The organism is Micromonospora sp. FIMYZ51, assembly GCF_038246755.1.
GTDB lineage: Bacteria > Actinomycetota > Actinomycetes > Mycobacteriales > Micromonosporaceae > Micromonospora.
This window is the reverse complement of sequence record NZ_CP134706.1, coordinates 4,478,890-4,494,303: the sequence shown is the minus strand read 5'-3', so window position 1 is coordinate 4,494,303 and position 15,414 is coordinate 4,478,890. Positions and strand designations below refer to the sequence as shown.

The following is a 15,414-nucleotide window of genomic DNA, read 5'->3' as shown; positions in this document are numbered from 1 at the left end:
GATGACTGGCGCGGCAATCACCGGGCTCGGCGCGTACCGGCCGAGCAGGCTGATCACCAACGAGGAGATCGCCAAGGAGACCGGGGTGACTCCGGAGTGGATCGAGGAGCGGACCGGCATCCGGTCGCGCTACCGGTCCGGGCCGGAGGAGACCGTGACGATGATGGCCGCCGAGGCCGGCGGAAAGGCGCTGGCCATGGCCAACGTCGATCCGGCCGAGGTGGACCTGGTCATCCTCGCCTCGGCGACCAAGAAGGACCGCATCCCGGGCGGGGCGCCCGAGGTGGCCAGCCGGATCGGCATCACCGCCACCGGTGCGTTCGACCTGAACGCCGCCTGTGCCGGCTTCGCGTACTCGATCGGGATCGCGGCAAACGAGATCCGGGTGGGCGGCGCCCGCAACGTACTCGTCGTCGGGGCGGAGCAACTGAGCCGGTTCATCGACCCGGAGGACCCCGCCACGTACGTCATCTTCGGTGACGGTGCGGGCGCGGCAGTGGTCTCCCCGGCGCAGACCGACGGCATCAGCCCGGTGGTGTGGGGAAGTGACGGCCGGCGTGCCGACATCCTCGGCACCAAATGGGACGCCAACGGCCGCGAGTTCGCCAAGATGGACGGTCCGCTGGTCTACCGGTGGTCCACCAAGAACGTGCCGAGGGTGGCCCGCAAGGTGTGCGCAAACGCCGGTGTCGAGCTGGCGGACATCGACTGGTTCGTGCCGCACCAGGCGAACCTGCGGATCATCGACCAACTGGCCGAAATCCTTGAGATCCCGGCCGAAAAGGTCGCCAAGGACGTCGTCGACACCGGCAACACGTCGGCCGCGTCGGTGCCGCTGGCGCTCAGCCGGCTGTACGAGAGCGGCCGTACCGCCCCCGGCGACCGGGTACTGCTGCTCGGCTTCGGCGCCGGACTGGCCTATGCCGGCCAGCTCATCCGGATGCCCTGACCACACCCACCTCTCGGAAGGAAACAGCACCATGACGATGACCGTGAACCAGGTCTCCCTCGACGTCGTCCGGCTCACCCGCAAGCTGATGACCGAGGACGTCGACCGGACGATCAACCCCGAGGACACCTTCGTCGACCTCGGCCTGGACAGCCTCAAGCTCGTCGACCTGCTCGCGGCCGTGGAGAACCACTTCGACCTGGAGGTGCCGGACGAGGAGGTCGGCAACTTCGCGAAGGTCCAGGACCTCACCGACTTCGTCCTGGCCGCCAGGTCCTCGGTGTGACCGAGGACGTCCGGCAGTTGTCGGTCGGGCAGCGGGCGCTGTGGCTGATCCACCGGCTGGCGCCGGAGAGCCCGGCCAGCAACGTGGTGCACGGCCTGCACGTCGAGCCGGCACTCGATCCTGACCTGGTGCGCCGGGCGCTGACGGCGGTGCGGTCACGACACGACCTGCTCCGGTCCCGGTTCGTGCAGACGGACCAGGGACCGGTGCGGGTCGTGGACCCCGACCTGCCCGGCGAGGTCGACGTCCTCGACGTGCCCGACCTGGACGACGACCAACTGCTGCGCCGCTGCAAGGAGTACGGCGACCGGCCGCTGCGGCTGGGCCAGGACGGTCCGATGCGGGTGGCGCTGCTGCGGCGGCGCACCGACTGCGTACTGGTGTTGGTCGTCCACCACATCGCCACCGACTTCCACTCCCAGCGGATCGTCTGGCAGGAGTTGGCCGAGGCGTACGCGGCGTTGCAGGCCGGCCGGCCGGTGGCGCTGCCGCCGGTCACCGGCAACTACGACGATTTCCTGGCCCGGGAGCAGGCGGCGGTCTCCGGCGAGCGGGGCGAACGGCTCAGCGCCTACTGGAACCGGGTCTGCGACGGCGCCACCGCGGTCACCCTGCCGAGCGACCGGCCCCGCCCGCCGGTGCGCTCGTTCCGTGGCGGGGCGTTCAGCCAGGCGTTACCGGACGATCTCGCCGGCCGGCTGCGGCAGGCCGCCGCCGCGGCCGGCGTGACCCCGTACAGCGTGGTGCTCGCCGCGTTCCAGGCCACCATGTACCGCTACACCGGACTCGGCGAGTTCACCGTGGGTTGTCCCGCCACGCTGCGTCGGGGGCGGGCGCTGCGCGGGGTGGTGGGACTGCTTGTCAACACGATCGCGCTGCGCGCGTCGTTCGCCGCGGACACCACGTTCGCCGCGGCGATCACCGCCGCGAGCCGGCAACTGGCCGACAGCGTGGCCCACGCCGCCTACCCGTTCCCGCTGGTCCAGGCGGGCCAGCGCCACCAGCCGGTGGTGCGGGCGACCGTCAGCCTGCTGGTCCACCAGCATGACGACGAATTCGCCAGCGCGCGGCACCCCTTCGTCGGGCACCGGATCCGGCTGCTGGACATCCCCTACGACGAGGGCCAGTTCGACCTCTCGGCGACCCTCACCGAGTACCACGACGGCCGGCTTGAGGCGGAGTTCGGCTACGACGCCGACCTGTTCGACGAGCCGACCGTGCGGCGGCTGGCCGGGCACTTCATCCAACTGCTGCGGGTGGCCTGCACGGCACCGCAGACGGTGGTGTCCCGGGCGGCGATGGTCGACGAGACGGAACTGCGCGACCTGCTGGCGCTCGGCACCAGCTAGCCGTCGCGGCGGCGTCCCGCGCGGCACCGATATAGCGGCGGTATAGCGCCGCTTGACAACTTCGTGGCACTGAAAGATCACTTGTGGAGGGAGGAACGGTGCGCGAGGGCATCCTCTCGACGGTCGGGAACACCCCGCTGGTACAGCTGGTCCGGTTGTTCCCGGAGCTTCCCTCCCGGATCTTCGTCAAGCTCGAACGCTTCAATCCCGGCGGCAGCATCAAGGACCGCACCGCGCTGAGCATGCTGCGCGACAAGATCGAATCCGGGGAGCTGGTACCCGGCCGGTCGGTGGTCATCGAGTCCAGCTCCGGCAACCTGGCGATCGGCCTCGCGCAGGTCTGCGCGTACTACGCGATCCGGTTCATCTGCGTGGTCGACCCGAAGACCACCCGGCAGAACCTGGCGATCCTGACCGCGTACCGCGCCGAGATCGAGATGGTCGAGCACCCCGACCCGGTCACCGGCGAGTACCTGCCGGTGCGCCAGCGCCGGGTCCGCGAGCTGTGCGAGCGGATCCCGTACGCCTACCGCCCGGACCAGTACGCCAACCCGCTGAACGCCGCCGCCCAGCGGCGGACCATGGCCGAGATCGTGACCGCGCTCGACGGGCAGGTCGACTACCTGTTCTGCTCCACCGGGACCTGCGGGACGCTTGTCGGCTGCGTCGGGTACCTGCGCGACGAGGGACTCGCCACCCGGGTGGTGGCGGTGGACGCGGTGGGCAGCGCCATCTTCGGTGGTCAGCCGGAGTCCCGGCTGATCCCCGGGCACGGCGCGTCGATCGTGCCGCCGCTTGCGGCCCACGCGACACCGGACGAGATCGTGCACGTCTCCGACCTGGACTGCGTGGTCGGGTGCCGGTTGCTGCTCAACCGGGAAGCCATCCTCGCCGGCGGGTCCTCCGGCGCCACCGTCGCCGCGCTGCGTCGGCGGATCGGGCAGATCCCGGCGGGCGCCACCGCCGTGCTGATCCTGCCGGACAACGGCGACCGCTACCTCGACACGATCTATTCCGATCAATGGGTCGTCCGGCACTTCGGCGAGATCACCCACCTGTGGAAGGACGAGTCATGTTGATCATCGGCCAGCGGGTGGTGCGGGACATCCTCGACGGCGACGACGCCCGGGTCGTGGCGCTCGTGCGGGACGCGTACCTGCTGCACGAGCAGGGCCGCAGCAGCCTGCCGCACTCGGTCTTCCTGCGCTTCCCCGAGCGGCCCCGCGACCGGGTCATCGGCCTGCCCGCCTACCTCGGCGCCGACCCGCCCGTGGCCGGGATCAAGTGGATCTCCTCCTTTCCCGGCAACCTGGACCTGGGCCTGGCCCGGGCCAGCGCCGCCATCGTGCTCAACTCGATGCGTACCGGCCATCCGGTGGCCCTGATCGAGGGATCGGTCGTCTCGGCCCGCCGCACCGCGGCCAGCGCGGCGCTCGCGGCCGGCCTGCTCACCGCGCAGCGCCGCCCGGACGGCCTGGCCCTGATCGGCTGCGGTCTGATCAACCGGCAGGTGCTGCGGTTCGTGGCCGCCACGGTCGCCCCGCCGCCGGCCCTGACGCTCTTCGACACCGACCGGCCCCGGGCCGTGGCCTTCGCCGAAGCCGCCCGCGCGCTGCTACCCGGAGTGCCGACCACGGTGGTCGGCAGCGCCGAGGAGGCGATGGCCGCGCACCGGCTGGTCTCCATCGCCACCACGGCCACCGAACCCCACCTCGGCCTGGACGCCTGCGGACCGGGCACGGTGCTGTTGCACCTGTCCCTGCGCGACCTGCGTGCCGAGGCACTGCTGACAGCCCGCAACGTGGTCGACGACGCCGACCACGTCTGCCGCGAGCGCACCTCGCTGCACCTGGCCGAGCAGCTCACCGGCGGCCGGGACTTCATCGCCGCCACCATCGCGCAACTCGCCGACGGCCGGGTCCGGCTGCCCGCCGACGACGTACCGGTGGTGGTGTCCCCGTTCGGCCTCGGGGTGCTGGACCTCGTGCTGGCCGAACACGTCCGCGCCACCGCAGAGCGGCGGGGCCTGGGCGTCCGCGTCGACGACTTCCTACCCGTGCCGGACGCCACCGTGGCGTACGCCGGATCACCGAAGGAGTGGCTATGACCGACGACCGCAGCTACCGCGTGGTGCTCAACGACGAGGAGCAGTACTCGGTCTGGTGGACCGACCGGGAGTTGCCCGCCGGCTGGCGGGCCGAGGGCACCGAAGGCACCCGCGAGGAGTGCCTGGCCCGGATCGGCGAGATCTGGACCGACATGCGACCGCTGAGCCTGCGCCAGCGGATGGCCGCCCAGGCGGCCAGCGCCTGACCCACGACCCGACGCCCGCGCCCGGCCGCTGAAAGAGGAGCACCGATGACAATCGTCCCGCTGGCGGCGCCAGCAACCGCAGCCGCCCCGGGGGCGGGCACCCTCACCGAACTGATCGCCCGCCAGACCGCGCTGACCCCCACGGCCACGGCGGTCTGCGGCGACGCCGAGCGGCTGGACTACGCCGGGCTGGACCGGCGGGCCAATCAGCTCGGGCACCACCTGGCCGGGCTGGGCGTCGGCCCGGAGTCGCTGGTGGCGGTCAACCTGGACCGCGGCGTCGACCTGGTGGTCGCGCTGCTGGGGATCTGGCGGGCCGGCGCCGCGTACCTGCCGCTGGACCCGGCCCACCCGGCGCACCGGCGGCAGGCGATCCTCGCCGACAGCGATGCCGACCTGCTGCTCACCGTGAGCGCGCTGCGCGACGAGGCGGCACCCGCCCGGGTGGTCTGCCTGGACACCGAGCGGGCGCGGATCGCCGCCGCGCCACCCATCGCACCGGTAGCCGCACCGGATCCGGATTCCGTCGCCTACGCCATCTACACCTCCGGCTCCACCGGCCGCCCGAAGGGAGTGCTGATCACGCATCGCGGCATCGGCAACCGGGTGACCTGGACGATCCGGGAACACCACCTCGGCCCCGCCGACCGGGTGCTCCAGAAGACCTCGGTCAGTTTCGACGCCGCGGGCTGGGAGTTCTTCGCCCCGCTCGCCAGCGGCGGCAGCGTGGTGCTGGCCCCGGCGGGCGCGCACCGCGACCCGGCGGCGCTCGTCGCCGCCGTCGCCCGGCACCGGATCACCGTGCTACAGGCAGTGCCGTCGGTCTACGGGCGGCTGGTCGACGAACCCGGCTGGACCGACTGCACCAGCCTGCGGCTGGTCTTCTCGGCCGGCGAACCGCTGCACGCCGAACTGTGCCGACGGTTGGCGGTCACGCCCGACGTGCGAATCTGGAACACCTACGGCCCGACCGAGTGCGCCATCGACGTGACGGCGCACCCGGTCGACCCGGAGCAGCGCAGCGGACCGGTGCCGATCGGGCGTCCGTTGCCAAACGTCCGGCTCCAGGTGCTCGACACCGACCGGCGACCGGTGCCGGTGGGCGTGGTCGGCGAGCTCTACGTCGGCGGGGCCAACCTGGGGCGGGGCTACCTCAACCGGCCGGACCTCACCGCCGAACGGTTCGTCCCCGACGAGTACGGGCCCCCCGGCGCCCGCCTCTACTACACCGGGGACCAGGTCCGCTGGCGCGCCGACCGGAGCCTGGAGTTCGTCGGGCGGGTCGACCACCAGCTCAAGGTCAACGGCGTACGGATCGAGCCGGCCGAGGTGGAGGCGGTGCTGGTCGCCCATCCGGATGTCCGCGCGGCGGTGGTGGTCGGGCACACCGACCCGGCCGGTCGCCGCCAGCTCGCCGCGTACGTCGCCGGCCGGCCCGCGCCCACCCCGGCGCAGTTGCGCGCCTTCTGCGTCGGCCGGCTGCCCGAGGCACTGGTGCCCGCCGTGTTCCAACCGGTGGCGGAATTCCCGCTCACCGCCAGCGGCAAGATCGACCGGTCCGCGCTGCCGGCCATCGAACCGGTCGACCGGTCGACGTTCCGGGCCCCGGCCAGCAGCGCGGAACGCGCCGTCGCCGCCATCTGGGGCGACCTGCTCGGCGTCGACCGAGTCGGCGTCGACGACGACTTCTACCAGCTCGGTGGCACCTCCCTGGAGACGCTGCTGCTGGAGAGCCGGCTCAGCGCGGCGGCGGGTGGCACGGTGGCGCTGCGCGACCTGCTCACCGCGACCACCGTGGCCGCTCAGGCCCGGCTGGTGGCAGCGGCCACCCCGGCCGCGCCCGTGCTACCGGTGGGCCGGGACCGGCCGCTGCCGCTCTCCGCCGCCCAGCATCGGCTCTGGATGCTCGATCAGCTCGACCCGGGCAGCAAGGAATGGGTCGTCCCGCTCTACGTGCGGCTGCCCGCCACCGTCCACCCCGATCACGTCCGGGCGGCCCTGCACGCCCTCCAGACGCGGCACGAACCGCTGCGCACCCGCTACCTGGTCGTCGACGGCCTGCCCCGGCAGCAGGTCGCGCCACCCGGACCGGCCGCGCTCCTGGTGCGCGACGTCAGCGACGGTGGACTGGCCGAGCTGGTCTCGGCCCAGCTCGGCCAGGGCTTCGACCTGCGCACCGGAGCACTGTGGCGGGCCGGGTTGGCCACCGCGGCCGGCCGCGACCACCTGCTGGTGCTTGCCGTGCACCACATCGCCTCCGACGCCGGCACCGCCCTCGTCCTCGAACGGGACCTGCGGGAACTCTGCCTCGCCGAAGCGGCCGGACGCCCGGCCGACCTGCCCCCGCTGCCGGTCCAGTACGCCGACTACGCGGTCTGGCAGCACCGGCAGCTCACCGACGAGGTGGTCGAGCGGGAGCTGGCGTACTGGCGGCAGGCGCTGGCCGGGTTGCCGGAGCTGGCGTTGCCGGTGGACCGCCCGCGCCCCGCCGTGCGGAACGCGCACGGCGCGATGCTCGGCTTCACCGTGCCGGCGGAGGTCGCCACTGCCCTGGCCGAGCTGGCCCGGCGCTGCGCGGCGACCCCGTTCGTGCCGCTGCTCACCGCCTTCGCCACCCTGCTCGCCCGCTACACCGGGCAGTGGGACGTGCCGATCGGCACACCCACCTCCGGGCACCGGCCGCCCGAGGTCGACCAGATCGCCGGGATCTTCCTCAACCCGGTGGTGCTGCGCTGCACGCTGGATCCGGCCACCGACTTCGACCGCGCGGTCCGTACGGTCCGCGCCGGGGTGGTCACCGCCCTGGCCCACCAGGACCTGCCCTTCGACCGGGTGGTGGATGACCTGCTCGGCGAGCGGGACCTCGCCCGCACCCCGCTCTACCAGGCGATGCTCAACTACCAGGAGGGCGGAATCACCGGCCGGACGGCCGACGACCCGGAGGCGGTCGACGCGCTGCGGCAGGCCGCCACCGTGGCCAAGACGGACCTGACCGTGCACCTCTGGCCGCAACCGGACGGCTCCCTCGCCGGTGCCGTGGAGTACGCCACCGCCCTCTTCGACGAACCCACCGCGCAGCGGCTGGCCGACCACTTCGTCCGGCTGCTCACCGCCGCCGCCGACCGGCCCGACGCCCGCCTCGACGAACTCGACCCGTTCTCGGCGCAGGAGCGGCGCCGGCTGCTGCACGAGTGGAACGGGCCGACGGTGCCCCGGCCGGCCAGCACCGTGGTCGACCTGTTCGAGGCACGCCGGGCGGCGGCACCGCAGGCCGTCGCGCTGCGCCCGACCAGCCCGCGCACGCCCACCAGCCAGACGGACGTGGCCACCGGCCAGGTCGGCGTGACCACCAGCTACGCCGAGCTGGACGGCCGGGCCAACCAGTTCGCCCACCACCTGCGCCGCGCAGGCATCGCGCCGGGCGCGGCGGTCGCCGTCCTGCTGGACCGGGGACCCGACCTGGTCGCCGCGATCCTGGGGTGCTGGAAGGCGGGCGCGGCCTGCGTACCGCTGGATCCCGCGTACCCTGCCGAGCGGATCGGCTACATGCTCGACACGGCCGGCGCCGGTCTCGCCATCACCGACTCGCGGTACGCCGACCGGTTCCGGGTGCCCACCCTCCAGGTGGACACCCACCGGCTGATGGTCAGTGCCGAACCGACCGACACGCCGCCCCGTGACCTCGATCCGGCGCAGCCGGCGTACGTGCTGTTCACCTCCGGATCGACCGGCCGGCCCAAGGGGGTGCTGCTCTCCCACGCGGCGGTGACGAACTTCCTGGCCTGCGCGACGGAAACCGAGGCGCTCGGCGACCGGGGCGGGCGCCCGGCCGGCGGCGGCGCGCCGCTCTTCTCCACCATCGCCTTCGACCTGTCGATCTCCAACCTCTGGGGACCGCTTGTGGCCGGGCAGCCGGTCACCCTGCTGCCGCCCGAGTTCGACCTCACCGAACTCGGCGCGTTGCTGCTGGCCGCCGGGCCGTACGACCGGTTCATCATGACTCCGCCGCACCTGGAGTTGCTTGCCGAACAGGTCGACCGGGCACAGGCACAGCGGCTGGCCGGCCAACTCTGGGTGGCCGGCGGGGTGCTGCGCGGGTCGGTGGCGAACCGGTGGCGGGAACTGCTCGGTCCCGGCGGGCTGATCAACTCGTACGGTCCCACCGAGACCACCGTGATCATGTCGGCGTACCCGGTGGTGGCCCCGCAGGACAGCGAGATCGTGCCGATCGGAGCGCCGATGGCGAACACCGTGGTGCGGATCCTGGACGACGCGATGCGGCTGCTGCCGGTCGGCGCGGTCGGCGAGCTGTACATCGGCGGTACCTGCCTGGCCACCGGCTACGCCGGCCGGCCGGAGCTGACCGCGGACCGGTTCGTACCCGACCCCCACGGCCCGCCGGGTGCCCGGCTCTACCGCAGCGGCGACCTGGGCCGCTGGCTGCCCGACGGCACGATGGCCTTCGTCGGCCGGGTGGACGACCAGGTGAAGGTCCGCGGCTACCGGATCGAGCCCGGCGAGGTCGCCGCCGTGGTGGCCCAACATCCCGACGTACGCGACTGCGTGGTCCTCGCCCACCAGGACCGGCTGGTCGCCTTCTATCGTGGCGAGGCCGCCGACCTGGCCGCGCACTGTGCCCGGCAGCTGCCCGACTTCATGGTGCCGGGCCTGTTCGTGCCGGTGGAGCGGATCCCGCTCAACACCAACGGCAAGGTCGACCGGGCGGCGCTGCGCCGCCGGCTCGACGCGGCACTCACCGACGGCACCGCCGACGCCACCGAGTTCGTCGCACCCCAGACCGTGGTCGAGAAACGCATCGCCGCCTGCTGGGCGGAGCTGCTCGACGCCCGGATCGGTGCCACCCACAACTTCTTCCTCCTCGGCGGGCACTCGGTGCTCGCCGCCCGGCTGATCGCCAGCCTGCAAGAGGAGTTCGATCTCGACCTGCCGATCCGCCTGGTGTTCGAGCACCCCACGGTGCGCACCCAGGCGGTCGCCATCGAAGACCTGATCCGGGCCGAAATCGACGCGCTTACCGCCGCCGATCTCGCCCACGACCTGTCGCGATCCGAGGAGTACCCGGCATGACCAGCATCGCCAACGAGCCGAACCTGCGTGAAGAACTCGTCCAGCGCCGGCTGGCCGGCCGCCGTACGGGTCGCCGTAACCGGATCCCGACCGCCGACCGGTCGGCGCCGCTGCCGCTCTCGCACGGCCAGCAGCAGATGTGGTTCCACAACCGGATGGACCCCACCAGCGCGGAGTTCCTGGTCGCCAGCGCCCTGCGGCTGCGCGGCCGGCTCGACGTCAGCGCGCTGGGTCGCGCCCTCGACGTCCTCGTCGCCCGGCACGAGATCCTGCGTACCCGCTACGCGCTCGCCGGTACCGCCCCGGTGCAGGTGATCGACCCGCCGGCGCACCGGGAGCTGCCGGTGACGGACCTGATCGACCGGCCGGCGGCCGAGCGCGCGGCAGCCCTGGACACGGTGCTCGACGAGACCACGGCGACCGGCTTCGACCTGGCCCAGGAGTGGCCGATCCGGGCCGGGCTGGTCCGGCTGGCCGCCGACGAGCACGTATTGACCCTGGTGTTGCACCACATCGCCTGCGACGCACCCTCGGTGGCGGTGCTCATCGGCGAGTTGGCCGAGCTGTACGCGGCCCAGCGCGCGGGCACCGACGCCGGACTGCCGGAACCGACCGTGCAGTTCGCCGACTTCGCCGCCTGGCAGCGCGACCAGCCGGTGGCCCGCTCGCTCGACTACTGGCACCACCAGCTCGCCGGGCTGACCCCGGTGGAGCTGCCGGCCGACCGGGTCCGACCGAAGAGTCGGGACTGGCGCGGCTCGTCGGTGCCGTTCACGCTGACCACCGACGTCTCCGACGCGCTGCGCCGCGTGGCCCGCGCCGCCGGCAGCACCGTCTTCGTCACCCTGCTCAGCGCCTTCCAGGTGCTGCTGTCGCGCTACACCGGCCGCACCGACCTTGCGGTCGGCACGGTGTCGTCCGCGCGCAGCCGCGCGGAACTGCGCAACCTGGTCGGGTACGGCATCGACAACCTGGTGCTGCGCAGCCGGTGGCACGGCGACCCTGAGTTCACCGACCTGCTGGAGTTGACCCGGCGTACCGTGCTTGACGCCTTCGACCACGCCGATGCCCCGTTCGCCCTGCTTGTCGACGAGTTGGAGCCCGAGCGGGACCTGTCCCGTACCCCGCTCTACCAGGTCGGGTTCACCCTCCAGTCCGACCCGCCGGTAAGCAACTGGACCGGGCAGCTGACCGTGGAACCGGTCGAGCTGCCCCTGCGCTCGGCCAAGGTGGACCTCACCCTGCACGTCGTGGAAGGCGCCGACGGCCGGCTGCGCGGCCGGTTCGAGTACGCCACCGCCCTCTTCGACGCCGCCACCGTCGAGCGCGTCGCCGAGCACCTGGTGCGGCTGCTCGACCAGGTGGCGGCCGACCCGACGGCTCGGCTCTCCACGCTGGAACTCCTCGGCGACACCGAAGCGGCCCTGGTGACCCGGGGGCCGCGCACCGCCGCTGCGGTCACCGGCACCGTGCACGGCCGGTTCGAGGCGGTCGCCGCCGCGCAACCCGAAGCGGCGGCACTCACCGTCGGCGACACCACCCGCAGCTACGCCGAGCTGAACGCCGACGCCAACCGGCTCGCGCACTGGCTGCGCGGCCACGGCGCCGGCCCGGAGCGACTGGTCGGCGTCCACCTCGACCACGGCCCCGAACTGCTGCCGGCCCTGCTCGGCGTGCTCAAGTCCGGTGCGGCGTACCTGCCGCTCGACCCGGCCTCGCCGGCCGAGCGGCTGGACTTCATGGTCGAGGACGCCGGCGCGCAGATCGTGCTGACCACCACCGCCACGCAGGACCGGTTCGCCACCTTCGGCGGGACCGTGGTGCTGCTGGACGACCCGGCCTTCGCCGCCGAACTGGCCGCCCAGCCGGTAAGCGACCCGGCCGTGCCGGTGGCGGTGGACAACCTCTGCTACGTCATCTACACCTCCGGCTCCACCGGCCGCCCGAAGGGGGTCGCGGTGGCGCACCGGCAGGTGCTGCGGCTGCTCACCGTCACCGCCGACGACTACCGGTACGGCCCGGACGACGTCTTCGCGCTGCTGCACTCGTACGCCTTCGACTTCTCGGTCTGGGAGATCTGGGGCTGCCTGCTGCACGGCGGCCGGCTGCTGGTGCTGCCCCGCGCGGTGATCCGTGCGCCGCAGGAACTGCTCGACCAGCTGATCGCACACCGGGTCACGGTGCTCAGCCAGACGCCCTCGGCGTTCCGCGCCCTGGTCGGCCTGGCTGCCGACGGCGACCCGCGAGTGGACCGGCTCGACCTGCGGGTGGTGACCTTCGGCGGCGAGAAGTTGGACTTCGCCGAGCTGGCGCCCTGGGTCGCCCGCCGGGGCCTGGACGCACCGCAACTGATCAACATGTACGGGATCACCGAGACCACCGTGCACACCACGCACCACCGGGTCACCGCCGCCGAGGTGGGCGGCACGGCCAGCCCGATCGGCGAACCCCTGGCCGACCTCGGCGTCTACCTGCTCGACGCCGACGGTCGACCGGTGCCGCTCGGCGTGCCCGGCGAGATCCACGTCGGCGGTCCCGGTGTGGCCCGGGGTTACCTCGGCCGCCCCGAACTGACCGCGCAGCGGTTCGTCCCGGACCCGTGGGGCCCGCCCGGGTCCCGGCTGTACCGCAGCGGCGACCTGGCCCGGCGGCACGCCGACGGGCGACTGGAGTTCCTCGGCCGCGCCGACCAGCAGGTCAAGATCCGTGGCTACCGGGTCGAACTGGGCGAGATCGAGGCGGCGCTTACCGCCCTGCCCGGCGTCCGGGAGGCCGTCGTGGTGCTGCACGAGCCCAGCCCGGGTGACCAGCGCCTGGTCGCCTACCTGGTGACCGGCGACGACGCGGTGTTGCTGCGCCCGTCGCAGCTGCGCGCGGCGCTGAGCCGGACGCTGCCCGACTACATGGTCCCGGCGGCGTTCGTGCCGCTGGTCCGGATCCCGCTGACAAACAACGGCAAGCTCGACCGGGCCGCGCTGCCCACCCCGGACCGCTCGGTGGCCGCCGTGGACCGCCCGTACGCGGCCCCGCGCACCACTGTGGAGCAGCAGCTCGCCGAGGTCTGGACGAGCACCCTCGGGCTGGACCGGGTCGGCGTGCACGACGGCTTCTTCGACCTCGGTGGCGACTCCATCCGCGCGGTGGCGCTGGCCGGCGCGCTGCGCGAGGCGCACTTCGACGTGGAGGTCCGCGACCTCTTCGAGCGGCGGTCCATCGCCGAACTGGCCGAGTTGCTCACCGCCCGGCCCGCCGCCGAGCCGGAGCCGACGGTCGCCCCGTTCGAGCTGGTGGAGCAGGCGGACCGGGCCGCGCTGCCCGCCGGCCTGGTGGACGCCTACCCGTGCACCCAGGGCCAACTCGGCATGCTCGTCGAGCTGCTGGCCGACACCGAGCAGAACCACTACCACAACGTGACCAGCTACCGGGTGCGCGGCGAGGGGGAGTTCTCCCTGGACGCGCTGCGCGCCGCCGCGACGCTGCTGGTGCAGCGGCACGAGGTGCTGCGTACCTCGTTCGACCTGACCAGCTACTCGGTGCCGATGCAGCTGGTGCACGCCACCGCCGAGCTGACCGTCGGCCACGACCACACCGCCGCCACCAGGCCGGCCGAGCTGGACCGGGAACTGCGCGACTTCATCGCCGTCGAGCGGACCCGGCTGTTCGACCTGGACCGGCCGTCGCTGCTGCGGCTGCACGCCCGGACCTGCCCGGACGGCAGCTGGTGGCTCACCCTGACCGAGTGCCACCCGATCCTCGACGGGTGGAGCTACCACTCCCTGATCATGGAACTGCTCCGCGAGTACCACCGGATCCGCGCCGGGGCGCCGATTGCGCCGCAGCAGACCCCGTCGGTGCGGTTCGCCGACGCGGTCGCCGCCGAGCGTCGGTCGATCGCCGCCGAGGTGGACCGCGAGTTCTGGCGGCGTGCGCTTGTCGGCCGGACCCGGCATGAGCTACCGACCGGCTGGGGCGACGCCGACGCGCCGGACGGGACCAAGCACGAGCACTGGGTGCCGCTCCAGGACCTGGAGGCTCCGCTGCGGGATCTGGCCCGCCGGCTCGGCGTACCGTTCAAGTCGGTCATGCTGGCCGCGCACCTGAAGGTGATGAGCCAGCTCACCGACGCGGGACGGTTCTACACGGGTCTGGTCTGCAACATCCGGCCCGAGGTGGCCGGCGCGGACCGGGTGTACGGCATGCACCTGAACGCCGTGCCGATCGGCTACGACGGCTCGCCCGCGACCTGGGCGGAGCTGATCCGGCGGACCTTCGAGACCGAGTTGGAGTTGTGGTCGCACCGCCGCTACCCGCTCTCCACCCTGCAACGCGAGGTCGGCCAGGACACCCGACTGCTCGACGTGCGGTTCAGCTACCACGACTTCCACCAGATCGACGCCGACTACATCGACTACTCCGAATCGATCGACGACAGCCCGACCGAGTTCCCGCTCGGCGTGTTCAGCCGGCTCGGCTTCCTCACGCTCCAGGCCAGCCAGCGCCACATCGGTCCGGACGCCCTGCGCCGTCTGGGTGGGATGTATCGGGCGGTGTTGGAGGCGATGGTGGCGGATTCGGGTGGGGATGCGCGGGTGGTGTGTTTGCCGTCGGGTGAGGTGTCGGTGGTGTTGGGTGATGGCGCGGGTGTGGTGGAGCCGGTGTCGTGGTCGGTGTTGGACGGTTTTGAGCGTCAGGTGGGTGTGGTGCCGTCGGGTGAGGCGGTAAATGGGGAGTCGTTCGTGGAGTTGGATGCGCGAGCGGCCGGTTTGGCGGGTTGGTTGGTGTCGCGGGGTGTGGGTCGTGGTGGTGTGGTGGGGGTGTTGTTGGATCGGGGTGTTGATTTGGTGGCGGCGTTGTTGGGTGTGTGGAAGGCGGGGGCGGCGTTTGTGCCGTTGGATCCGTCGTATCCGGCGGGTCGGATTGGTTCGATGTTGGCGGATGCGGGTGTGTCCCGGGTGGTGACGTCGGCTCGTTATGCGGATCGTTTCCCGGCCGGTGTCGAGGTCTTGGCCGTGGAGGACGTGGTTTCGCGTGAGTCGGTGGTGTTGCCGGGTGTGGTGGATTTGGATGATGTGGCGTATGTGATTTTCACGTCGGGTTCGACGGGTCGGCCGAAGGGTGTGCAGGTTACGCATCGGGGTTTGGCGAATCATATTCGGTGGGCGGCGGAGGAGTTGGCGGGTCGTGGTTCGGCTGGTTGTGCGGTGTTCTCGTCGGTGGCTTTTGATTTGCAGGTGCCGAACCTGTGGGCGCCGTTGGTGGCGGGTCAGCGGGTGTTCATGGTGGATCAGGATGTGGACCTGGCGGAGTTGGGTGTGGTTCTGGATGTGGCGGGTCCGTTCAGTTTCTTGAAGTTGACGCCGGGTCATTTGGAGATTTTGGGTCGGCAGCTTGCGGATGAGCGGTTGGCGGGGTTGGCGTCGGTGGTGGTG

The 15,414-nt window shown here is 72.3% G+C and carries 8 protein-coding genes (1 of these 8 only partly in view); all 8 read left to right on the top strand.

Going from position 1 to position 15,414, the window contains the following annotated elements; genetic code table 11:
• The first annotated feature begins 1 nt into the window (after position 1).
• The gene (locus QQG74_RS20260; RefSeq protein WP_341721296.1) at positions 2 to 949 is read left to right on the top strand and encodes a beta-ketoacyl-ACP synthase III; all 948 of its coding nucleotides are present in this window, start codon (positions 2 to 4) and stop codon (positions 947 to 949) included.
• Between the two features lie 31 nt (positions 950 to 980).
• Positions 981 to 1,235, top strand: coding sequence for an acyl carrier protein (locus QQG74_RS20255; RefSeq protein WP_341716340.1), 255 nt, complete (start codon positions 981 to 983; stop codon positions 1,233 to 1,235).
• Positions 1,232 to 2,584, top strand: a complete 1,353-nt coding sequence (locus QQG74_RS20250) for a condensation domain-containing protein (RefSeq protein ID WP_341716339.1) — start codon at positions 1,232 to 1,234, stop codon at positions 2,582 to 2,584. Before QQG74_RS20255 ends, QQG74_RS20250 begins: the two co-directional genes overlap by 4 nt.
• A gap of 110 nt (positions 2,585 to 2,694) precedes the next feature.
• Entirely contained in the window at positions 2,695 to 3,663 is a 969-nt protein-coding gene (sbnA, locus tag QQG74_RS20245) for a 2,3-diaminopropionate biosynthesis protein SbnA (RefSeq protein WP_341721295.1), read from the top strand.
• A complete protein-coding gene (gene sbnB, locus QQG74_RS20240; RefSeq protein ID WP_341716338.1) occupies positions 3,657 to 4,691 on the top strand; it encodes a 2,3-diaminopropionate biosynthesis protein SbnB in 1,035 nt (344 codons plus the stop codon). Before sbnA ends, sbnB begins: the two co-directional genes overlap by 7 nt.
• Positions 4,688 to 4,897 (top strand): MbtH family NRPS accessory protein, encoded by a 210-nt coding sequence (locus QQG74_RS20235; protein ID WP_341716337.1) that lies wholly within the window; start codon positions 4,688 to 4,690, stop codon positions 4,895 to 4,897. The genes sbnB and QQG74_RS20235 overlap by 4 nt, the downstream gene beginning before the upstream one ends.
• Positions 4,898 to 4,942: 45 nt before the next feature.
• Complete coding sequence (locus QQG74_RS20230; protein WP_341716336.1) at positions 4,943 to 9,985, top strand: amino acid adenylation domain-containing protein; 5,043 nt, start codon at positions 4,943 to 4,945, stop codon at positions 9,983 to 9,985.
• Positions 9,982 to 15,414: the 5' end (the start) of an amino acid adenylation domain-containing protein gene (locus QQG74_RS20225; RefSeq protein ID WP_341716335.1), read on the top strand. Its footprint extends 17,916 nt past the window's final position; only the first 5,433 of its 23,349 coding nucleotides appear in the window; its start codon is at positions 9,982 to 9,984; its stop codon lies off the right edge, out of view. Before QQG74_RS20230 ends, QQG74_RS20225 begins: the two co-directional genes overlap by 4 nt.

Excerpts from the sequence above, each read along its gene's own strand:
- QQG74_RS20260 (WP_341721296.1), top strand. The coding sequence starts at position 2 with ATGACTGGCGCGGCAATCACCGGGCTCGGCGCGTACCGGCCGAGCAGG.
- QQG74_RS20255 (WP_341716340.1), top strand. The coding sequence starts at position 981 with ATGACGATGACCGTGAACCAGGTCTCCCTCGACGTCGTCCGGCTCACC.
- sbnB (WP_341716338.1), top strand. The coding sequence starts at position 3,657 with ATGTTGATCATCGGCCAGCGGGTGGTGCGGGACATCCTCGACGGCGAC.
- QQG74_RS20235 (WP_341716337.1), top strand. The coding sequence starts at position 4,688 with ATGACCGACGACCGCAGCTACCGCGTGGTGCTCAACGACGAGGAGCAG.
- QQG74_RS20230 (WP_341716336.1), top strand. The coding sequence starts at position 4,943 with ATGACAATCGTCCCGCTGGCGGCGCCAGCAACCGCAGCCGCCCCGGGG.